Source organism: Amycolatopsis alba DSM 44262, assembly GCF_000384215.1.
Lineage (GTDB): Bacteria > Actinomycetota > Actinomycetes > Mycobacteriales > Pseudonocardiaceae > Amycolatopsis > Amycolatopsis alba.
In genome coordinates, this window is record NZ_KB913032.1 from 1,937,747 (window position 1) to 1,958,612 (window position 20,866).

At 68.9% G+C, this 20,866-nt stretch carries 22 protein-coding genes; 14 read left to right on the forward strand and 8 right to left on the reverse strand.

Translation table 11 applies throughout. The features are described from left to right. Nucleotides 1–83: 83 nt before the first annotated feature. Nucleotides 84–1,061 (reverse strand): tetratricopeptide repeat protein, encoded by a 978-nt coding sequence (locus AMYAL_RS0108935; protein WP_020630963.1) that lies wholly within the window; start codon nt 1,059–1,061, stop codon nt 84–86. Nucleotides 1,062–1,192: 131 nt separating this feature from the next. Here AMYAL_RS0108935 and AMYAL_RS0108940 point away from each other — a divergent pair, with 131 nt between their 5' ends. After that, complete coding sequence (locus tag AMYAL_RS0108940) at nt 1,193–1,576, forward strand: hypothetical protein (protein WP_425332177.1); 384 nt, start codon at nt 1,193–1,195, stop codon at nt 1,574–1,576. Here AMYAL_RS0108940 and AMYAL_RS0108945 read toward each other — a convergent pair. After that, nucleotides 1,573–1,872: a thiamine-binding protein gene (locus tag AMYAL_RS0108945; RefSeq protein WP_020630965.1), complete on the reverse strand. Its 300-nt coding sequence runs from the start codon at nt 1,870–1,872 to the stop codon at nt 1,573–1,575. The two genes, AMYAL_RS0108940 and AMYAL_RS0108945, sit on opposite strands and share 4 nt — an antisense overlap. 87 nt (nt 1,873–1,959) lie before the next feature. Between AMYAL_RS0108945 and AMYAL_RS0108950 the strand changes: the two genes are divergently transcribed. Further along, a complete protein-coding gene (locus tag AMYAL_RS0108950) occupies nt 1,960–2,460 on the forward strand; it encodes a MarR family winged helix-turn-helix transcriptional regulator (RefSeq protein ID WP_020630966.1) in 501 nt (166 codons plus the stop codon). A 63-nt stretch (nt 2,461–2,523) separates the two neighbouring features. Here the strand turns inward: AMYAL_RS0108950 and AMYAL_RS0108955 are convergent, their stop codons facing one another. Further along, nucleotides 2,524–2,889 (reverse strand): DUF3817 domain-containing protein, encoded by a 366-nt coding sequence (locus AMYAL_RS0108955; RefSeq protein ID WP_026466878.1) that lies wholly within the window; start codon nt 2,887–2,889, stop codon nt 2,524–2,526. 203 nt (nt 2,890–3,092) lie between these two features. After that, nucleotides 3,093–5,480, reverse strand: a complete 2,388-nt coding sequence (locus AMYAL_RS0108960) for a GH92 family glycosyl hydrolase (protein WP_020630968.1) — start codon at nt 5,478–5,480, stop codon at nt 3,093–3,095. A gap of 284 nt (nt 5,481–5,764) precedes the next feature. Between AMYAL_RS0108960 and AMYAL_RS0108965 the strand changes: the two genes are divergently transcribed. The 5 genes from AMYAL_RS0108965 to AMYAL_RS0108985 are packed head-to-tail and all read left to right on the forward strand — an operon-like array spanning nt 5,765 to nt 10,643. Beyond that, on the forward strand, nt 5,765–6,751 hold the full coding sequence (locus AMYAL_RS0108965) for a LacI family DNA-binding transcriptional regulator (protein ID WP_020630969.1): 987 nt from the start codon (nt 5,765–5,767) through the stop codon (nt 6,749–6,751). Beyond that, complete coding sequence (locus AMYAL_RS0108970) at nt 6,748–7,803, forward strand: class I mannose-6-phosphate isomerase (RefSeq protein WP_020630970.1); 1,056 nt, start codon at nt 6,748–6,750, stop codon at nt 7,801–7,803. The genes AMYAL_RS0108965 and AMYAL_RS0108970 overlap by 4 nt, the downstream gene beginning before the upstream one ends. Then, complete coding sequence (locus tag AMYAL_RS0108975; protein WP_020630971.1) at nt 7,800–8,564, forward strand: ATP-binding cassette domain-containing protein; 765 nt, start codon at nt 7,800–7,802, stop codon at nt 8,562–8,564. Before AMYAL_RS0108970 ends, AMYAL_RS0108975 begins: the two co-directional genes overlap by 4 nt. Then, complete coding sequence (locus tag AMYAL_RS0108980) at nt 8,561–9,622, forward strand: ABC transporter permease (protein WP_020630972.1); 1,062 nt, start codon at nt 8,561–8,563, stop codon at nt 9,620–9,622. Before AMYAL_RS0108975 ends, AMYAL_RS0108980 begins: the two co-directional genes overlap by 4 nt. 31 nt (nt 9,623–9,653) lie before the next feature. Beyond that, complete coding sequence (locus AMYAL_RS0108985; protein ID WP_020630973.1) at nt 9,654–10,643, forward strand: ABC transporter substrate-binding protein; 990 nt, start codon at nt 9,654–9,656, stop codon at nt 10,641–10,643. Nucleotides 10,644–10,713: 70 nt separating this feature from the next. Here the strand turns inward: AMYAL_RS0108985 and AMYAL_RS0108990 are convergent, their stop codons facing one another. Further along, complete coding sequence (locus AMYAL_RS0108990; RefSeq protein ID WP_020630974.1) at nt 10,714–11,220, reverse strand: hypothetical protein; 507 nt, start codon at nt 11,218–11,220, stop codon at nt 10,714–10,716. A gap of 41 nt (nt 11,221–11,261) precedes the next feature. On the opposite strand from AMYAL_RS0108990, the gene AMYAL_RS0108995 reads away from it, so the two are divergent. The 6 genes from AMYAL_RS0108995 to AMYAL_RS0109020 all read left to right on the forward strand — a co-directional run bounded on the left by AMYAL_RS0108995 (nt 11,262) and on the right by AMYAL_RS0109020 (nt 17,359). Further along, a complete protein-coding gene (locus tag AMYAL_RS0108995; protein ID WP_020630975.1) occupies nt 11,262–12,302 on the forward strand; it encodes a sensor histidine kinase in 1,041 nt (346 codons plus the stop codon). Beyond that, nucleotides 12,299–13,069 (forward strand): LytR/AlgR family response regulator transcription factor, encoded by a 771-nt coding sequence (locus tag AMYAL_RS0109000; RefSeq protein ID WP_020630976.1) that lies wholly within the window; start codon nt 12,299–12,301, stop codon nt 13,067–13,069. Before AMYAL_RS0108995 ends, AMYAL_RS0109000 begins: the two co-directional genes overlap by 4 nt. After that, nucleotides 13,066–13,416, forward strand: coding sequence for a membrane protein (locus AMYAL_RS0109005; protein WP_020630977.1), 351 nt, complete (start codon nt 13,066–13,068; stop codon nt 13,414–13,416). Before AMYAL_RS0109000 ends, AMYAL_RS0109005 begins: the two co-directional genes overlap by 4 nt. A gap of 172 nt (nt 13,417–13,588) precedes the next feature. Then, a complete protein-coding gene (locus AMYAL_RS0109010) occupies nt 13,589–15,325 on the forward strand; it encodes a sodium/solute symporter (protein ID WP_020630978.1) in 1,737 nt (578 codons plus the stop codon). Between the two features lie 67 nt (nt 15,326–15,392). Next, a complete protein-coding gene (locus AMYAL_RS0109015) occupies nt 15,393–15,734 on the forward strand; it encodes a DUF485 domain-containing protein (protein ID WP_026466879.1) in 342 nt (113 codons plus the stop codon). Then, nucleotides 15,731–17,359 carry a solute symporter family protein gene (locus AMYAL_RS0109020; RefSeq protein ID WP_020630980.1) on the forward strand — a complete coding sequence of 543 codons (1,629 nt, stop codon included), beginning with the start codon at nt 15,731–15,733 and terminating at the stop codon, nt 17,357–17,359. Before AMYAL_RS0109015 ends, AMYAL_RS0109020 begins: the two co-directional genes overlap by 4 nt. A gap of 54 nt (nt 17,360–17,413) precedes the next feature. On the opposite strand, the gene AMYAL_RS0109025 is transcribed toward AMYAL_RS0109020, so the two are convergent. Continuing rightward, entirely contained in the window at nt 17,414–18,157 is a 744-nt protein-coding gene (locus AMYAL_RS0109025; protein ID WP_020630981.1) for an isocitrate lyase/PEP mutase family protein, read from the reverse strand. Further along, nucleotides 18,154–18,618 carry a carboxymuconolactone decarboxylase family protein gene (locus AMYAL_RS0109030; RefSeq protein ID WP_026466880.1) on the reverse strand — a complete coding sequence of 155 codons (465 nt, stop codon included), beginning with the start codon at nt 18,616–18,618 and terminating at the stop codon, nt 18,154–18,156. Before AMYAL_RS0109030 ends, AMYAL_RS0109025 begins: the two co-directional genes overlap by 4 nt. Before the next feature lie 46 nt (nt 18,619–18,664). On the opposite strand from AMYAL_RS0109030, the gene pdxR reads away from it, so the two are divergent. After that, nucleotides 18,665–20,044 carry a MocR-like pyridoxine biosynthesis transcription factor PdxR gene (gene pdxR / locus AMYAL_RS0109035; RefSeq protein WP_026466881.1) on the forward strand — a complete coding sequence of 460 codons (1,380 nt, stop codon included), beginning with the start codon at nt 18,665–18,667 and terminating at the stop codon, nt 20,042–20,044. Here the strand turns inward: pdxR and AMYAL_RS0109040 are convergent. Then, nucleotides 20,041–20,721 (reverse strand): peptidylprolyl isomerase, encoded by a 681-nt coding sequence (locus AMYAL_RS0109040; RefSeq protein ID WP_051137653.1) that lies wholly within the window; start codon nt 20,719–20,721, stop codon nt 20,041–20,043. The two genes, pdxR and AMYAL_RS0109040, sit on opposite strands and share 4 nt — an antisense overlap. Nucleotides 20,722–20,866: the final 145 nt, after the last annotated feature.

Below are 20,866 nucleotides of genomic sequence, written 5' to 3' on the forward strand. Positions count from 1 at the left end.
CCACCGTGCCCCGCCCCAACTACGTGAAGGCCCCCTTCGCTGCGTCTAGCGCAGTGAAGGGGGCCTTCACGTACCAAAGATCCTCAGTACAGCGCGCTGGCCAGGTCCCGCCGCGCCTTCATCACTCGCTCGTCCGCGGAATCGAACAGCTCGAACAGCGCCACCAAATGCTCCCGCACCTTGTTGCGCTCGTCGCCCGAGCTGCGCCGCACAGCGGCGATCAGCCGCGCGAAGCCCGCCTCGGGCTGCTGCCCGGCGACTTCGAGGTCGGCGGCGGCGAGCTGGGCGTCGAGGTCGGCCGGGTCGGCGTCGGCCTTCGCGATCGCGTCCGGGCCCGCGGCCTCGGCCCGCGCGGTGAACTTGACCTGCGCGAGCGCGGTCTTGGCCGCCTCGTTGGCCGGCTCGACGTCGAGGATGCGCTCGTAGGCCGCCTGCGCCGCGGCGAAGTCACCGCGTTCGAAGGCCGCCTCGGCCTCCGTGAACCGCTCGTCCTCCGGCACCTCGACACCGCCGCCGTTCTCCTCGGCGGCCTTGATGCCGGGGAGCCGGTCACGGAGCGCGTCGAGCAGCGAACCGAGCCACTTGCGGATCTCGGGTTCGGGCAGCGCGCCGGAGAACGCGTCGACCGGCTGGCCGCCGCCGATGGCGATGACCGTCGGGATCGACTGCGCGCCGAAGAGCTGCGCGATGCGCGGGTTGGCGTCCACGTCCACCTTCGCGAGCACCCAGGCGCCACCGGACTCGGCGGCGAGGCGCTCCAGCACCGGGCTGAGCTGCTTGCACGGGCCGCACCATTCGGCCCACAGGTCGACGACCACCAGCTGCTGCAGGGATCGCTCGACGACGTCGGTCTGGAAAGTCGCTTCGGTGACGTCGATCACGGCGCCACCCGCGGCCGGGGCGCCCGGTGCGGCACCGTCGGCAGACGGTGGCCGCGGCGGGGCCGGAGGCTGTTTCTGGGGCGCCTCGGCACGCGCCTTGAGCGCGGAAAGGTCGACCGCGCCGGAAAGCGCGGCGGAAAGGGCCGCCGTCTTCGCTGCTGATCCGCGTGGGTGTGTCACGGTTCCATCCTGGCACGCATCCCCGAGTGTTTCACCGCATGCCCCCGGCTGCCCGCTTGGCAGGACGGGTCCCGGTCCGGCAGGCTCCCTGCGAGGGGGTGATCGACATTCCGACACGCAGGACGGCCACTGTGGCCGTCGCGATAGGCATCGCCATCGTTTGGGTGAGCGTCATCACGGTGCTGATCGCCCATCAGCCCGATCCCGGCGTCGGCAGTCCTGGACAACTCCGGGAAGGCCTCACCGCCGCGCTCAACGAACACGACGCCGAGGCCCTCTCCGAGCTCATCGATTACCCGCCCGCCTCGGCGGGCGACTTCGCGAAGTCCTATCTCGACGCGCTGGCCGGTCGCGGCGCCCACGACGTGACGGTGAAGTTCGCGCCGGACGATCTCGCACCGACTTCGGCGACGGTCAGCGGGAAACTGGCCGACGGCCGCGCGTTCGGCTATCCGGTGGCCGTCGCGGTGAAGGACAAGCTGTGGCTGATCTCCTTCACCCCGCCGCTCCCCTAGTCCGCCAGATGCTTCTCGACCCGCTCCACCTTCGCGGTCAGCTGGCCCTCGTAACCCGGCCGGATGTCGGCCTTGAGCACCAGTCCGACCCGTGACGAACCCTCGCCCGCGGCTTCGACGGCGCGTTTGACGACGTCCATGACGAGGTCCCACGGACCTTCCACATTCGTGAACATCGCGTTGGTCGAGTTCGGCAGGCCGGACTCGCGCACCACTTTCACCGCGCGGGCAACCGCTTCGCTGACACCGCCGTCTTCCTCAGCGGCGGACGGGCTGACACTGAAGGCCACGATCATCTTCTGCTCCTCGTTCAGACACTTTTCCCACGCATAACACCCGGTAGCGCGGCATGGCACGGGTACCCACTGGTAACTTCGAACGCCATGAGCCGTCCGTTGCCGTTCGACCCGATCGCCCGCGCGGCGCAGCTGTGGGAGGCCCGCATCGGGCCGTCCGAAACCATGGCCGCGGTGACCGGGATCATGCGCGTGCAGCAGATCATCCAGTCCGCCGTGGACGGCGCGCTCAAACCGCATGGGCTGACCTTCGCCCGGTACGAGGCGCTGGTCCTGCTGACTTTCGCCCGCGCGTCCCACCTGCCGATGCGGGTGATGGGCGAGCGGCTGCAGCTGCACCCGACGAGCGTCACCAACATCGTCGACAGGCTGGAGAAGGACGGGCTGGTCAAGCGTGTCCCGCATCCGACCGACCGCCGGACCACGCTGGTCGAGATCACCGACGACGGCCGCGCGCGGCGCGAGGAAGCCACGAAGGCGGTCACCGAGATCGACTTCGGGCTGACCGGGCTCACCGGCAAGCAGACCGAGCAGCTGACCGACCTGCTGACCAAGGTCCGCAAGGCCACCGGCGACTTCACCGAATAACCCCGCAAGTACGGAAAGGCCCCCATCCATCGGACGGGGGCCTTTTCGCGGGGACCGAAAAGATCAGGCGGCGGCGGTTTCCGGGGTCCGGGTGAACAGGCCCACACCACCGTGCGACAGCCGCTGCGGGCCGTCGAGCTTGCCGTTGCGCAGCGCCCAGGACTCGAACAGCCAGGTGAACAGCGGCGGGATGCTGGAGAGCAGCGCGAGGATCAGGGTCTTCGGGCGCCAGCCGAGCGGCTTCGCCACGGACAGGGAGACCAGCACGTAGAGGACGAACACGACGCCGTGCACCATGCCGAGGACGGGAACGCCGCCTTCGCCGAGCTTGACGGCGTACTTGAGGAACATCCCGACCAGCAGCCCGGCCCAGGAGAGGGCTTCGGCTACCGCGGCCACGCGGAATACTAGAGCGGCCTTGCTGGACACTTTCTCCTCCTGTGGGGTCTCACCACTGCTTGTGTCTACATGACTACGTCCGACGAGCACTGTCCAAGGCGGACTCGCCAGGGACGTCAACAGCGCTGTCGGACGTGGTGAGACCAGTGTGAGGCGTGACGGCCCTCACCGGAACACCGGGGGCCGTGACACTGCTCACGACCCCCGGTACGAACCGGTCTAAACCACTCGGATCACCCGGCGCACGGCGATTTCGGCGCGCCTTCCGGACCTGTCGCCCACGTGGCCTTCGTCTCATCGCCGGTGAGCCTGAAGTCCAAAGTGGTCCCTCGCGTCAGCTGCTCCAAGCCGACGTAAGCCCGCTGCGAGCCGGATCCCAGTCCTTGGACGTACTGGAGCTTCGACGGGTTCGCGCCGTCGGCCTTGATCGTGATGTCACGGCCGTTCTCCAGATGCACCACCGACTTCTCGAACCGCGGTGCGTTGAGCAGGAACTGCCCGGTACCCGGCACCGCCGGATACAGACCCAGCGCGCTGAAGACGTACCACGCGGACATGGTCCCGAGGTCGTCGTTCCCGGTGACACCGTTGGGCGCGTTGGTGAACAACGTGTGCGCCGCACGCACGACGGCCGAGGTCTTCCACGGCTGCCCGGTCAGCGTGTACATCCAGGGCGAGTGCAGATCCGGCTCGTTGTTCGGGTTGTAGCGGAATTGGTTGTAGTAGTTGTACGGGCCGACGACCCATTCCTCGCGCACGGTCTTCGCCGGATCCTTCAGCAGATCACTGTAAGCGAAGAAGTCGTCGAGCCGCTTGCCGACGTTCTCCTTGCCGCCCATGCGGTCGACCAGACCGGGCACGTCCTGCTGGGTCAACCACTGGTACTGCCACGACGTGCCCTCGTGGAACCCGTCCGGGCTCTGCGGGGTGTACGGCTTGTCCGCCGGGGTGAACCAGTCGCCGCCGGTGACCTTGGGCCGGTAGAAACCGGTGAAGCCGCGGTCGGTCACCGACGAGTCCCACAGCGTGCGATAGCTGCGCCCCTTGTCGGACAGGGCTTTCGCGTCGTCCCTCTTGCCGAGACCGGCGGCCATGATCGACAGTGAGCAGTCCGCCAGCGCGTACTCCAGGGTGGCCGAAGCACCGTGGTTCGGGTCGGTGTCCTGCCCCTTCTTCGGGAAGTCCTTGTCGTACTGGACGAACCCGTCCTTCTGGTAGCTCGCGTTCCCCGAACGGCCCTGGAACGGCGAGGACGCGGGCGGGATCTCGCGCGAGTTCTGCAGAAGTGCCTGGTAGGCCTTGAACTCCTGCCCGGACAGCGCACCGAAACGCCACAGGTCGACCAGGAACGGGGTGACCGGATCGCCGGTCATCGTGTTCGTCTCCTGGTTCGCGTACGCCCAGCGCGGCAGCCAGCCACCCTGGTCGTGGATGGCGAGCACGGATTTCGCGACGTCCTTCGCCCGCGATGGCCGCAGGAGGGCGAGCAGCTGGTTCTGCGTGCGATAGGTGTCCCACAACGAGAAGAACTCGTAGTACGTCCAGCCCAGCGCGCGATGGATCTTGTCGTCGAACCCGCGATAACGGCCGTCGGCGTCGTTGCCGGTCAGCGGCTGCAGCAACGCGTGGTAGAGCGAGGTGTAGAACACCGTGCGGTCGTCCTTCGCCCCGCCCTTGATGTCCACTGAGGACAGTTCCTTGCGCCAGGCGCGCTGGGCGCCGTCGCGAACGGCGTCGAACGAACGGCTTTTCTCGGACGCCAGGTTGAGTTTGGCGCCGAAAGCGTCCACATGGGAGATCGCCGTCGTGGCGGTGACCTGCCCGCCGCCGAAGGTCAGCCAGGCGCCGCGCAGTCCTTCACCACCGGCGGACTCCTTCGAGCCCGGCGCGCCGCCTGTCGGCGACCAGGTGCCGAAGGACTTGAACGGCTTGTCGAACGTCGTGGTGAACCAGGTCTTGTACGGCTTCCCGCCGCAGAACGCCTGCGACTCGACCATTCCTTCGACCGTCCGGTCCCCGACGACGCGGATCTGGCTCGCCGTCACGGGTTCCTTGTCGTTGGCCTGTCCGACGTTGACGAAGACATTGGCGTCACCGGACTTCGCGAAGGTGTACCGCTCGACGCCGGTCCGCGTGGTCGCGGTGGTCTCCGCGTCGACGCCGCCGTAGCCGGTGAGCCGCACCTTGTAGTAGCCGGGTTTCCCGACCTCGCCCTCGTGCGTGTACGGCGAGGCGTACTTCTTGTGGTCGAAGGTGTCCGGTTTCGTGGTGTCGAAAGCCGCGCCGGGCCCGACGGCGCCGGTGGTGGGCAAGGACGACACGAGACCGCCCTGCTCCCAGCAGCCCGCGCCGGACAGGAAGAAATGCCCGAAGCCGCGGATCGCGGTGTCGTCGTAGCGGTAGCCGGCGTAATGCGAGGAGATGGGGCTGACCTGCGTCATCCCGAAAGGCGCCGAGGCGCCGGGGAAGGTGTTGCCGTCGTCTTTGGTGCCGATGAAGGTGTTGACCGCGTCCACGGGGTCGCCACCGGGCGCCGCCGCCGCGACGGGCGTGAAAAGCCCGGCGGGGACGACGAGCGCGGTGAGCAATCCGACGACGCGGATCGAAGTGCTTGCGGGCATGGGAAAGGCCGCCTCCTGACAACGTTGTCGCTGCTTGCCCACTTTCGACAAGGACGGACCATTCGGTCAAGAGGTCCGTCAAACCCTGTCCGATTCAGGACAATGACCACGCGGAAGGCGTATCAGGGGCACCCGGCAGTAACGGTTCGACCTCGGAAAGCGTCTTCGAAGCAGACCGGGCATTGACATCGACGCGTCGCTCGCGTTCAATTCCCGCCACTATGACAACGTTGTCTTCCAGCGGACCGGACAACGTCCACCGCACCACCAGCCGACGGGCCACGATGAGTGACGTGGCCCGGCTCGCGGGCGTGAGCATCAAGACCGTCTCGCGGGTAGTGAACGACGAGCCCGCCGTCCATCCGGACACCGCGGAGCGCGTCATGGCGGCGATCGAGCAGCTCGGGTTCCGGCGCAACCTCGGCGCGCGGAACCTGCGGCGCGGCTCGACGACCGGGACGATCGGCCTGATCGTCGAAGACGTCGGGAACCCCTTCTATTCGGAGCTCAACCGGGCCGTCGAACGCATCGCGACCTCGTTCGGCCGCCAGGTGCTGACCGGTTCGTCGGAGGAGAACTCCGACCGCGAACGCGAACTGGTGCTGGAGTTCTGTTCCCGCCGCGTCGACGGCATCCTCGTCGTCCCCGCGGGGATGCAGCACGGGTACCTGGTCCCCGAGATGCGCGCGGGCACGCCCGTGGTGTTTCTCGACCGGCCCGCCGGCGACATCGTGGCCGACACGGTGCTGGTCGACAACATCGGCGGCACCGTCGAAGCGGTCGCCCAGCTGGTGAAACACGGCCACCGCCGGATCGCGTTCCTCGCCGACAGCCCGGACATCTTCACCGCGGGCGAACGTCTGCGCGGGTTCCGGGAGGGCTGTGTCCGCAACGGGATCCCCTACGACGAGAGCCTCGTCGTGATGCGGACACCGACCGCCGAGAGCGTCGGTGACGCCGTGCGGCGGCTGCTCACCGGGCCGAATCCGGCCACCGCCGTGATCGCGGGCAACAACCGGGTCGCCGTGCACCTGCTGCGCGCGCTGGCGCACGCGCAGCGGCGCCCGGCGATGATCAGCTTCGACGACTTCGAACTGGCGGATCTGCTGGATCCGCCGGTCTCCGTGATCTCACACGACGTGAGCGCCCTCGGCCGGGCGGCCGCGGAACTGCTGTTCGCCAGGGTCCAGGGAGATCAATCCGCACCGAGAAAGGTAGTTCTGCCCGTGCATCTCGTAGCCCGCGGTTCCGGGGAGGTCGCCCCTTCATGAGCGGTCACCTCGAACCGATCCGCCTGCCGGCGAACCAGCCGCCGCAGTTCTACCGCGGCGGCGACGCCATCGCCGCGTTGCGGGGCGCTTCCTCGGACTCCAAGTACGGCCCCGAAGACTGGGTCGGCTCGGCCACCACGATGTTCGGCCAAGAGACCAACGGCCTGACCAAGCTCCCCAGCGGGGTGTGGCTGCGCGACGCCATCCGCGAGAACCCGTCGGCCTGGCTCGGCGCCAAGCACGTCGAGGCACTCGGCGATTCGACCGGCCTGCTGGTGAAGCTGCTCGACGCGGGCCAGCGCCTGCCGGTGCACTTCCACCCGTCGGACTCGTTCGCACAGCGGCACTTCGACTCGCACTTCGGCAAGACCGAGGCGTGGATCGTGGTCGGCACCTACGGCGACGACCCCCGCGTCTACCCCGGCTTCAAGGAGACTGTCGACAAAGCGACCGTCAACGAGTGGGCTCACAGCCAGGACGCGCCCGCCATGCTCGAGGCGCTGAACAGCGTCGCGGTCACCCCCGGCGACACGGTCTACATCCCGGCCGGGCTGCCGCACGCGATCGGCGAGGGCGTGTTCGTCGTCGAGCTCCAGCAGCCGACCGACTTCTCGCTGACCCTGGAATGGCGCGACTTCCTGGCCAACCCGGAGAAGGCGCATCTCGGGATCGGTTTCGAAACCGCCATCGAAACCCTGGACACCTCGGGCTGGGACGAAGAACGGCTCGGCTCGATCGTCAAGCGCACCGCGGCCGACCAGGCGTCCACTGTGGACCTGCTCGCCGACGGCAGTGACGCGTTCTTCCGTGCCGACCGGCTCCGCCCCGACGCTTCCGGTGGGGCGACAACGTTGTCACTCGACCCGTCGTTCGCGGTGCTGGTCGTCATGGACGGTTCGGGAACCCTCCGGACCGAACACGGCGGCGAATACGCACTGGGCAAGGGCGAGACCTTCGTGGTCCCGCACGACGCCGGTCAGTCCACTTTGGATGGCGACGTCACGGTCATCCGCTGCCGGCCGCCGTCCCCGGAGAAGAGGGAGCGGACGTGAGCGAACTCCTGCTCGACGCACAGAACCTGGTCAAACGATACGGTTCGGTGGAAGCGCTGCGCGGCGCGTCGTTCCAGGCCCGCGCCGGCGAGGTCACCGCGCTCATCGGGGACAACGGCGCCGGTAAGTCCACTTTGGTCAAATGCCTGTCCGGCGCGGAGCAGCCGACGTCGGGCAAGATCCTGCTCGACGGCGAGGAAACGCACCTGGACTCCCCGACCACCGCCCGGCGGATGGGGATCGAGACGGTGTACCAGGACCTCGCGGTGGCGCCGGAACTCGACCCGGCCGCGAATCTGTTCCTCGGCAGGGAGATCCACCGCAAGGGGATCCTCGGCAAACTGGGCATGCTCGACAAGGCCGAGATGCGCCGTCAGGCCGTGGAGGAATTCCAGCGGCTCGGCGTGACCCTGCAGAGCACCGACGTCCCGATCGGCTCGCTTTCGGGCGGGCAGCGGCAAAGCGTCGCCGTCGCGCGTTCGGTCGTCTGGGCCTCGAAGGTCGTGTTCATGGACGAGCCGACGGCCGCGCTCGGCGTCGTGCAGCGCGAACGCGTGCTCGACGTGATCAAGAAGGTGCGGGACAAGGGCATCGCCGTCGTGCTGATCAGCCACAACATGCCCGAGGTGCTGTCGGTGTCCGATCGCATCGAGGTGCTGCGGCTCGGCAAGCGCGTCGCCCGGTTCACCGGCGACGGCACGAAACTGGAAGACCTGGTCGCCGCGATGACGGGCGCCCTCGTACAAGAGGAGGCGGCGTGACCGTGTCCACTCCGACGAAGAAGGACCCCGAGATCCAGTCCTCCGTGGACGGCGGCTTCGGCAAGCGGTCGATCGGGCAGCGGCTGATCGGGGCCAACACGTTCTGGATCGCGCTGGTGCTGCTCGCGCTGGTCATCGTGTTCACCGCGATCGCGCCCGCCGAGTTCGCGACGCTGTTCACCTTCCAGACGCTGCTCATCGAGACCTCGGTGCTGCTGGTGCTCTCGGTCGGCATGACGTTCGTGATCATCACTTCGGGCATCGACCTGTCGGTCGGTTCCGTGCTGATCTTCGCGGGCATGGTGGCGGGCAAGACGATGGAGGCGCTGAGCCCGGACGGCGACGCGACCAAGGCCGGTTGGGGCGTCATCACCGCCGGACTGGTGGCCGCCGTCGTCGCGGGCACGATCTGGGGCCTGCTCAACGGTTTCCTGATCGCGGTGGCGAACATCCCGCCACTGATCGTCACGCTCGGCACGATGGGTGCCGCACTCGGCGCCGCGTACCTGCTGAACAACGGGTCCGACGTGCGCAGCGTGCCGACCGAGCTCAACAAGACGCTCGGCTACGGGACGTCGTTCGGCGGGGTGCCGAACCTGGTGCTGGTGGCCGTGGTGATCACCCTGATCGGCGCCTGGCTGTTGCACACCACCAAATTCGGCCGCTACACCTTCGCCGTCGGTTCCAACGCCGAGGGCGCGCGCCGGGCGGGCATCGGGGTGACCGCGCATCTGCTGAAGGTGTACACACTCACCGGTTTCCTGGCCGGTGTCGCCGGTTTCCTCTCGCTGGCGTACTACGCGTCGACGACGATTTCGGCGCACACCACCGACAACCTCAACGCCATCGCCGCCACGGTGATGGGCGGCACGAGCCTCTTCGGCGGTGTCGGTTCGGTGCTGGGCACGGTGATCGGCGTGTTCATCCCGGCCGTGCTGAAGAAGGGCTTCAACATCACGCAGGTCCAGGACTTCTGGCAGATGATCGCGGTCGGCGCGGTGCTGATCGCCGCGGTCTGGTTCGACCAGCGGCGCCGTCGTCGCCGCAACTCTCGTTAGTTCTCCCTACGCACAAAGAGGTGCAATCCCCATGAAGAAGACCCTGCTCGTCACCGGCGCCGTCCTGTCCGCCGCCGCTCTGCTGACCGCCTGCGGTGGCGGCACGGTCGGCGGATCGTCCTCTGGCGACTCCGGCGCCAAGACCACCAGTAAGAAGCTGTCGCTGATTCCCGGTGTGCAGGCCGAGCCGTTCTACATCTCGATGCAGTGCGGTGCCGAGGCCGAGGCCAAGAAGTCCGGCTACGAGATCACCACGCAGGCGCCGCAGAAGTTCGACGCGGCCATGCAGACCCAGCTGGTCAACGCGCTGGGCTCCAACCCGCCCGCCGCGCTGCTGATCGCGCCGACCGACGCGCAGGCGATGCTCGCGCCGATCCAGCAGGTCAAGACCCGCGGCGCGAAGATCATCGAGGTCGACACCGCGCTGAAGGACACCAGCGTCGCGGAGTCGTCGATCTCCTCGGACAACGCCGAAGGCGGCAAGCTCGCCGCCAAGACGATGTCGGAACTGGCCGCGGGCAAGACCGGTTCGGTGCTGGTGCTCGACACCATCGCGGGCACCTCGACCACGAACACCCGCGCGAAGGGCTTCGAGGACGAGCTGAAGAACTACCCGAACCTGAAGTCGGCGGGCGTGCAGTTCACCCAGAACGAGCCCGACCAGGCCGCGTCCAAGGTGACCGCCGCGCTGGCGTCCACCCCGGACCTGATCGGCATCTTCGCGACCAACCTCAACACCGGTGAGGGCGCGGCGACCGGCCTGCGGAACGCGGGCAAGATCGGCGCCGTCAACCTGATCGGCTTCGACGCTTCGCCGTCGGAGATCGAGGGCCTGAAGAAGGGCGAGTACCAGGGCCTCATCGCGCAGGACCCGGCCGCCATCGGGCAGCAGGGTGTGCAGCAGGCCATCGCGGCGCTGGAGGGCAAGCCGGTGACGCGGAACCTGACCGCTTCGCTGCACTCGATCACGAAGGCGAACATGGACGCGAACGCGCAGTACTTCTACAAGCAGAGCTGCTGACCCGCTTCCGGTCCCTGCCGTGCCGTGAAGGCCTCCTTGCCTACCCTGAAGGTAGGGAAGGAGGCCTTCGCTACTTGCGGGCGACCACCCCAGCGGGCGCGAAGAGCGTCAGAGCCGCGTACAGCGCAGCGCCCCCACCAAGGTGCCCCAGCGCGTACACGTACTCGCCGTCCTCAAGCAGGTCCTCGGGCCCGGAACCGGTCCATTCGAGCCGGTAGTGCCACCAGTGCATCCACCGCCCCACCCGGCGCTTCTCGCGCCACACCCGCAGCCGCGTCACCTCGGTCCACCGGACGTCGAAGATCCCCGCGACCGACAATCCTGAAGCGGAGATCACCAGAGAGACGGCCGACCGCCGGAGAGCGAGCAGGATCAACCCCGCGAAAACCACGCTGAGCAGGCCGAACACCTCCCCGGTCACCCCAGGCGTCGACAGCGCCACGACGACGGCCACCACCCCACCCACGCCGAAGACCACGAAACCGACCAGCGCGAGCCGACGCATCACGACGTCCAGGCGCAGCACCACAGCATCACCGGGGACCATGTCCGGAGCGTAACCGGCGAAACCACGCACCGAGGTTAGGATCCAGTCTTCGACGTCGCGGAGGAGGCCGGATGACCACCCGTCTGCCCTGGCGTCCCGCCGCGAGCGCGGATCCGGTGCCGGTACTCGCCGCGGCCCAGCGAGTCGCCGACGACCTCATGGACGGCCTCGCCGGGCCCCGCGCCCGCCACGCCACGCACGGCCTCCGGCGGCTGTTCGGGGTCCCCGGCCTCGGGCTCGGCGATCTCTCCGGCTCGCTCGTCTGGTCGGGTCGCCCGGCGGCCGACGACGTCGTGGTCGCCGCGCTCGACGAGGTCCTCCATTCCGAGACTCCGGTGTCCGAGCCGGGGCTGCTGGCGTTGCCGCTGCACGTCCACGACGAATTGGCCGGGGTACTCCTGGTCACCGGCGGGAAGAGCGCCGTCGCCCGTCAGGCCGCCGAACTCGTCGTCCACGCGCTCGAACGCGGGCGGCTGGAGGCCTCCGCCGAGCAGGCCGCGGAGGCGGAACTGCGCGCGCTGCGGGCCGAGATCTCCCCGCATTTCGTCTACAACGCGCTCACCGTGATCTCGTCGCTGGTCCGCTCCGATCCGGACCGCGCCCGCGACCTGATGCTCGACTTCGCCGACTACACGCGCTACAGCCTCGCCCGGCACGGCGAGTACACGATGGTCGCCGAGGAGTTCCGCGCCATCGAGACGTATCTGGCGTTGCAGCGCGCGGTGCTCGGCGACCGGCTCCGGGTGCAGGTACGGGTCGCGCCGGAGGTGCTGGCGGTCGCGGTGCCGTATCTCGTGCTGGAACCGTTGGTGGAGAACGCGATCCGGCACGGCATCGAGCAGCGCGCGGAGGCCGGGTTCATCCAGGTGCAGGGAATGGCGGAAGGGAACGACTGCGTGATCAGCGTCGAGGACGACGGTCCCGGCATGGACCCGGCCCGCGCGGCGGCGATACTGGCAGGCCGCGGCGACGGCGTCGGACTGGCCAATGTGGACAGACGACTGCGCAGCGTCTACGGGCCGTGGTACGGCCTGACGGTCGAGACCGAGACCGGCGCGGGCACCAGGGTCGTGGTGCGCGTGCCCCGTTTCCAGCCGGGGGTGCTGCCGTGACGAACGGGTTGCGGGTGCTGGCGGTCGACGACGTCCCGCCCGCCCTCGACGAACTGTGCAGCCTGCTGCGCGAGGCACCGGAAGTCGCCGAGGTGGTCGCGGCCGGCGACGCGCTCACCGCGCTCAAGATGTTGCAGGGCAGTCATTTCGACGCCGTCTTCCTTGACATCTCCATGCCCGGCCTCGACGGGCTCGAACTCGCCTCGCTGCTGGCCCGGCTCAGCGTGCCGCCGGTGATCGTGTTCGTCACCGCGCACGACGGTCACGCCGTCGCCGCGTACGGCATCGGCGCTGTCGACTATCTCCTGAAGCCGGTCCGCGCGGAACGGCTGTCCGCCGCACTGTCCAAAGTGGTCAGAATGGCGGGCAACCAGGCCGACGAGCCGAAACCCGCGCCGGACGCGATGTCCGCGCTGCCGGTGGAATCCGGCGGCCGCACACGGTACGTCCGGCGCGACGACGTCCAGTTCGTCGAGGCGCACGGCGACTACGTCCGGCTGCACACGAAATCCGGCGTCCACGTCACGCGGATGCCGATCTCCCGGCTCGAAGAGTATTGGGAGGGAACGGGATTCACCCGCGTGCACCGGGGTTTCCTGCTGGCCGTGGACGCGGTGCTCGAACTGCGCAGCGACACCACCGGCGGGCTGCTCGCGCATACCGAGGCAGGCGACGTCCCGGTGAGCCGCCGCCACGCCCGTGACCTGCGTGACCGGCTGCTCGCCGCCGCGCAACGCGGTGAACTCGGCCGGGGGAGCCGCGCGTGAGCCGCGTCAAACGGGTGGCCGTCACCAGCCCGCAGACCCGGCTCGCGCATTCGCGGCGCCGGGCACGCGGGCGCTGGCGTGTCCCCCGGCTGGCGGCGGGCGACGCCGAACGCGCGGATCAACTGTACCGGGCCCAGCGCCGTCGCGGGCTTCCCGCGCTGGCCGGGATGTTCGGGCTGGTGTTCGGGCTCCCGCTGGTGTTCGGGCTGTTCCCCGGTCTGGATTCGGTGCGGCTGCTGGGGATCCCGCTGTCCTGGCTGATGATCGCCGTCCTCCCGTACCCGGCCATGGCGCTGCTTTCGTGGTGGCAATTGCGCCGGGCCGAAAAGATCGAGGACGAACGGTGAACCGGCCACACGGTCTTCACAAGCGCGCCAGCGCTGACGAAGACTTCACCGTCGCGCGCCCTCGGTCGGCCGACAGGCCCCGCGATCGCGGCGGCAGGGTGCGCCGCAATCAGTCAACCACCGTCTCGATCAAGGCGCGCCCTGGCGACGGGATCGCGGAAGCGCGCGACAGATGAGCACCGCGGCTTTCGCGGTGGCCCCCGTCGTGCTGGTCACCTTGCTGATCGGGTTGCGCGGTGTCGCCGCCATGCGCACGACGTCGGATTTCCTGGTCGCCTCGCGCCGGATCTCGCCGCTGGTCAACTCCGCCGCCGTCTCGGGCGAGTACCTGTCCGCGGCGTCGTTCCTCGGCGTCGCGGGGCTGGTGGTGAAGGACGGCATCGGCGCGCTCTGGTATCCGGTCGGGTTCACCGCCGGGTACATCGCGATGCTGGTGCTCGTCGCGGCGCCGATGCGGCGCTCCGGCGCGCTCACCGTGCCGGATTTCGCCGAAGCCCGGCTCGCCTCCCCCGCGTTGCGCCGCCTCGCCGCGTTCGTCGTGCTGGTGATCGGAACCCTTTACCTGGTACCGCAATTCCGCACCGCGGGGCTCGTGCTGACCGCCGTGGGCGGCACACCGTACTGGGTCGGCGTCGTCATCGCGGGCGCCGCCGTCAGCGCGACACTGGCGCTCGGCGGGATGCGCGCGGCGACCTACGTCCAGGCGTTCCAGTTCGTGCTGAAACTGCTGCTGTTCCTCGTCCCCGCGATCTGGCTGGTCTCCCAGGTCTCTCCCGAGGAACGTTCGGCTTCGGTGCACCCGGTGGAGTTCACCCACTTCGCGCGCGACACCAGCCTGTCTTTCGAGATCGACGTGACGCTGACCCTGCGCGAGCCGACCACCCTGCTCACCCCGGAAAAGCATGTCGTGCCGCCGGGAGAGCTCGTGGCCAGGAGCGGTGAGACGGTGGAATTCGCCGCGGGTGCACCGGTTCCCGCCGTCCGGGGCGGTGCCCCGCTCGGCGGGCCGGACTGGCAGCGGCCACTGCTCGACCTCGGCGACCACGGCTACCCGCTGCTGGGCACGTGGGCGATCCTGATCGCCACCATGCTCGGCACGATGGGCCTGCCGCATGTCCTGATGCGCTTCCACACCAGCCCGGACGGCCGCGCCGCCCGCCGGACCGCGGCGATCACCGTCGCCCTGCTCGGCGTTTTCTACCTGTTCCCAGGGGTTTACGGCGTTTTCGGCCGGGTGCTGGTGCCTGAGCTGTACGTCTCCGGCGCGACGGACACCGTCGTCGTCGCGCTGCCGGCGCAGGTCGACGACGGCTGGGCGGGGTCACTGTTCACCGGCCTGCTGACCGCGGGCGCGTTCGCCGCGTTCCTGGCGACGTCGCTCGGGCTGCTGCTGGTGATCTCCGGCGCGATCGCGCACGACCTGGCGCCCGGCGGCCTCCGGAGACTGCGGTGGTCGGTGCTCGGGGCCGCGGCGGTGATGGTCCTGCTCGCGCTGCCGTCGGCAAGGTTGGACGCGGGCGTCCTGGTCACCTGGGGTTTCACCGTGGCCGCGTCGACGTTCTGCCCGTTGCTGGTACTCGGGATCTGGTGGAACCGGCTCACCGCGGCAGGCGCGATCAGCGGTGTCCTCACCGGACTGGTCGCGTCTTCGGGCTCGATTCTCGTCGCCCTGTTCGCCCCGAGCCTGAGCGGCCTGCCCGCGATCCTGATCTCACAGCCCGCGCCGTGGTCGGTTCCACTGGCATTCGGCGTAATGATCGTGGTTTCCTGGCGGGGCAGGCCTCCTGCCTGGTCCACGGCCGCCATGCTGCGGCTGCATTTGGACGATCGCACAGCCGAGACCCCTTCGTCGTGGTCCGAGTACCGTTCGTCGACCGTTCGTCGTCTCGGCAGGCGTTTGAACCGCTGAAGGTTCCGGTCCTCATGCCCCCTCCCTAACGTGTCGCGGAACACATTCGCGGCGCGAGGAGAGCACGATGAGTACCGAAACGGACGCTCCCAGTCCGCCTGAGGTGGACTGGGACAAGGCCCACGACAGCCCCGAGTTCAAGGAGCTGCGCTCGCGACTGCGCCGGTTCGTCTTCCCCGTCTCGGCGCTGTTCCTCGTCTGGTATCTGCTCTACGTGCTGCTCGCCGACTACGCGCACGGCTTCATGAGCACGAAGCTGGTCGGCAACATCACCGTCGGCCTGGTCTTCGGTCTGCTGCAGTTCGTTTCGACGTTCGTGATCACCGGGCTCTATGTCCGCTACGCGAACAAGAAACTCGACCCCATCGCGGAGAAGATCCGCACGGACCTCGAGAGTGAGACCAAATGACACTCGCCGCCGGAGTCGAGGGAAGCAACCCCGCACTCAACATCACCATCTTCGGCCTCTTCGTGGTGGTGACGCTGTTCGTCGTGTTCCGCGCCAGCCGCAACACGAAGACGGCGTCGGACTACTACGCCGCGGGCCGCGCGTTCACCGGTCCGCAGAACGGTGTCGCCATCGCCGGTGACTACCTGTCCGCCGCGTCGTTCCTCGGGATCGCGGGCGCGATCGCCGTCTACGGCTACGACGGTTTCCTCTACTCCATCGGTTTCCTGGTGGCGTGGCTGGTCGCGCTGCTGCTGGTCGCGGAACTGCTGCGCAACACCGGCAAGTTCACCATGGGCGACGTGCTCGCGTTCCGGATGAAGCAGCGGCCGGTGCGGGCCGCGGCGGCGACGTCCACCATGGCCGTCTCATTCTTCTACCTGCTTGCGCAGATGGCGGGCGCCGGTGGCCTCGTCGCACTGCTGCTCGGGATCGAGAGCAAGGCCGGGCAGGCCGTGATCATCGTGATCGTCGGCATCATCATGATCGCCTACGTGCTCATCGGCGGCATGAAGGGCACCACCTGGGTCCAGATCATCAAGGCGGCGCTGCTCATCGTCGGCGCGCTGGCGATGACGCTGTGGGTACTCGGCATGTACGGCTTCAACCTTTCCGCGCTGCTGCAGGGCGCCGTGGACAAGGCGGGCAAGGCAGGCGAGGCGCTGCTCGGACCGGGCAACCAGTACGGCAAGACCGGCACGACGAAGCTGGACTTCCTGTCGCTCGGCATCGCGCTGGTGCTCGGCACCGCGGGCCTGCCGCATGTCCTGATGCGCTTCTACACCGTGCCGACGGCGAAGGAAGCCCGTCGTTCCGTGGTGTGGGCGATCGGCCTGATCGGCGTCTTCTACCTGTTCACCCTGGTGCTCGGCTACGGCGCGGGCGCGCTTGTCGGCGCGGACAAGATCAAGGCGGCGCCCGGTGGCGTGAACTCGGCGGCTCCGCTGCTGGCGCTGGAGCTCGGCGGGCCGATCCTGCTCGGTCTGATCGCGGCGATCGCCTTCGCGACGATCCTCGCGGTGGTCGCGGGACTGACGATCACCGCGTCGGCGTCCTTCGCGCACGACGTCTACGCCAACGTGATCAAGAAGGGCAAGGCGACACCGGCTTCGGAGGTGAAGGTCGCCCGGATCACCGCGCTGGTGATCGGCGCGGTCGCGATCCTCGGCGGCATCCTCGCCAACGGACAGAACATCGCCTTCCTCGTGGCGCTCGCGTTCGCGGTGGCGGCGTCGGCGAACCTGCCGACGATCCTCTACTCGCTGTTCTGGAAACGCTTCAACACCCAAGGCGCGCTATGGAGCATCTACGGCGGTCTCGCGGTCTGCATCATCCTGATCGTCTTCTCACCGGCGGTCTCGGGCAAGCCCGTCGACGCGAAGACCGGCAAGAGCGCCTCGATGATCCAGGGCGTCGACTTCCACTGGTTCCCGCTCGACAACCCCGGCATCGTCTCGATCCCGATCGCCTTCTTCCTCGGCTGGCTCGGGACCGTGCTGTCCAAGGAGCACAACCAGAAGAAGTACGCCGAGATGGAGGTCCGCTCCCTCACCGGTGCGGGCGCCGAAAAGGCGGTCTCCCACTAGTCGCCGGGGCGGTGCGGCCGGCATCCAACGCCCCCGGCCGCACCGTCCCGGTTCTCAATACGGCAGCTTCCCCGCTGCCATCCCGGCCAGTTTCGCCTCGATGTCCGCGCGAACGGACTTCCACAGCCCGGTGCCCAGGGAGATCCGCGCTACCCCCAGTGCGGCGAGCGCGGCGAGATCGGGGCCTCCCGGCAGCGGCGCGACGTTGACCGCGCCCGGCGCGACCGCCTTCACGAACTCGCCGAGCACGTCCGGCGACTTCACCAGGATCGGATAGACGCAGTCCGCCCCGGCCTCGAAATACGCCTTGGCCCGCGCGATCGCGTCGTCCAGCACGGCCCGCTCGTCGGACGCGCCGAGGAAGACGTCGACACGGGCGTTGATCACCAGTGCGTCCCCGGCGGCCTTGCGCAGCTCCGCGACCCGCTCCGCCTGCTCCTCCAGCGGGCGGAGTCCACCGGAAGCGTGATCGGTGTCCTCGTAGTTGCAGCCGACGGCGCCCGCCTCGGCCAGGCTCGACGCGAGTTCCCCCGCTTCGAGGCCATACCCGCCTTCCGCGTCGACGGTCACCGGGACCGAGACCGCGCGCGCGATCCTCGCCGCCGCGGCGAACATCTCGTCGACGGGCGCGGCTTCCCCGTCGTCGTAGCCGAGGACCTTGGCGACGGCGAAAGAACTCGTCGCCACGACCGGGAAACCCGCGGCTTCCACGAGACGCGCGCTGTCGGCGTCCCACGCGTTCGGCAGGAGGAGCGGCTCGCCAGGGACGTGCAGCTCCCGCAGCCGGGCTGCGGTCATTCGGCGCGCTCGGGCAGCGGCGCGTGGCTGGTCACGCACATCCGGTTCCAGCTGTTGATCGCGATGATCTCCCACGCGACGGCGCGGTACTGCGCCTCGTCGAAGACACGGGTCGCCTCCTCGTAGACGTCGTCCGGGACGTCGTGGAGGGTGGCGACGTTGGTCATCGCCTCGGTCAGCGCCAGCGCGGCGCGCTCCTGCTCGGTGAAGAGCTCGGTCTCGCGCCAGCCCTGGAGCACGTACAGCCGCCTCGGCGACTCGCCCTGCTGCACCGCGTCGTGGGAGTGCATGTCGAGGCAGAAGGCACAGTGGTTGATCTGCGACGCGCGCATCTTCACCAGTTCGAGGATCTTCTGGTCGACACCGGCGTTGACGGCGGCTTTTTCGACTTCGGCCTGCAGTTTCGCCATGGCCTGGTAGATCTCGGGCACTCGCTTGCCCAGGTGGATTCGCTCTGTCATACCTGCGAATCTAGTGCCAACTGGCCCACGAGTATGGTCCAGTCGCATGGCGGAATCTTGGTCCAGTTCGGGAATGGACGTCCACCTGGACTGGCGGCCCGAAAGCGGCCGGACCGGGCTCGCGGCGGCGATCCGCGCGGCCATCCGGGAGGGACGCTGGCAGCCGGGCGCGGCGGTGCCCTCGACCAGGGCGCTGGCCCAGGACCTCGGGGTGGCCAGAGGAACGGTCACCCGCGTCTACGCCGATCTCGCCGCCGAGGGGTACTTGCGGACCGCGCAAGGCGCGCCGACCCGTGTCGCGACGGCGGGCGCGCTTCCAGCGTCGCCGCCGAGGCCCGTCCCCCGCGACCCGGCCCCGCGCTGGGACCTGCGTCCCGGAAGGCCGAACCTGTCGGCGTTCCCCCGTTCGGCCTGGCTCGCGGCGACCCGCCGGGCCCTGCACCGGGCACCGAATTCGGCGTTCGACTACCAGTCGGACTCCGGTTCGGCGGAACTGCGCGAGACACTGGCCGCGTATCTGGCCAGGAGCCGTGGCGTGGTCGCCGACCCCGAACGCATCCTGGTGTGCTCCGGGTTCTCCCACGCGATCGCGATCCTGGCGCGGGTCCTGCATGCGCGCGGCGCGGACGAGATCGCGTTCGAGAACCCGTCGCTGCACATCTACCGGAACATCACCGCCGCCAACGGTCCGCGGGTGGTCGGCGTGCCGGTCGACGACCACGGGATCACGGTGTCCGCTTTGGACAGTCCGGCGGTGGTGGTCACCCCGGCGCACCAGTACCCGCTGGGCGTCACCCTCGCTCCAGGGCGCCGGGCGGAACTCACCCGATGGGCGGAGGAGACCGGCGCCGTCGTCATCGAGGACGACTACGACGGCGAGTTCCGGTTCGACCATCAACAGGTCGGCGCGTTGCAGGCGCTGGCACCGGAACGGGTCGTGTACGTGGGGACGACGAGCAAGACGCTCGCGCCCGCCCTGCGCCTCGGCTGGATGGTGCTGCCGCGGTTCCTGGTCGAGCCGGTGCGCGCGGCGATGGTCGCGAGCGGCGCGCGGCCCGCGCTGCTGGACCAGCTGGCGATGGCGGAGCTGATCGAATCGGGCGCCTACGACCAGCACATCCGCCGCTGCCGCGCCGAGTACCGCTCCCGGCGGGACAGGCTGCTCGCGGCGTTACCGGATTCCGTGCTGCCACAGGGAATCTCCGCCGGGCTGCATCTGGTCCTCCAGTTCCCCGGTGAGCTCCCCCGTGAAATGGAGGTGATCGCCGCCTGCCGCCGTCGGGCGATCGGGGTCGAAGGCCTCAGCAACTACTGGATCGGCGAGCCGCAGCGCGAAGGGCTCATCATCGGGTACGGCGCCGCCGCGAAGCACGCTTTCGGCGGCGCCACCCAGGCCTTGCGTGAGGCCATCTTCGAGGTCACCTAGCAGAACCAGGGGCGTGCCCGGAGGATGTCGGTCTTCAGGACCGGGGCGCCGTCGACCGGTGCGGGGTTCTCCGGGGTCGGCTTGATCCCGCCGGCGGCGACGTCGTCGAGGGTTTCGAGGCCTTCGTGACCGACCGTGCCGAAGATCGTGTAGTTCGGGCGCAGCGCGGAGTCGCCGTACACGACGAAGAACTGGCTCCCGTTCGTCGCCGGGCCCGCGTTGGCCATCGCGAGGACGCCACGCGAGTACACCTTGCGCTCGCCGGTCGGGTCGGTCGGCGCGGGCGGGAGACCGACGGGCAGTTCGTCCTTGTACTTGTAGCCGGGGCCGCCCTCGCCGGTGCCGCTCGGGTCACCGCACTGCAACACCTTCAACGTCGGGTACGAGGTCAGCCGGTGGCACGTCGTGCGGTCGTAGAACCGGTGCGTCGCCAGATGCAGGAAACTCTGCACCGTGCAGGGCGCCTTCGCCCGATCGAGGGTCAGGTCGATCTTGCCCTGGTTCGTCTTCAGCTGCACCGGCACCTTGCCCCGGCTCGGCGTGTGACGGGGGTCCGGCGGCAGCGGGACCGGGCGCACGGCCGGGTCCTCCGGGGTCTGCGTGTACTGACAGGGCCCCTTCGTGACCTTCGGCGGAACACCCTCCGCGGACGCCGTTCCGGTACCGGCCGCGAGCATCAGCCCGGCGCCCAGCACAGCCACAAAGACTTTCGCGATCCTCTGCACGGTTCCTGCCTCCCAGCCGTGGACGAAGAAGAGAGCATAGGGTGAATCCCCTCCACTCACACAGGTCCGGAAGTAGGTGCGCGGTTAGGGTCGGGAT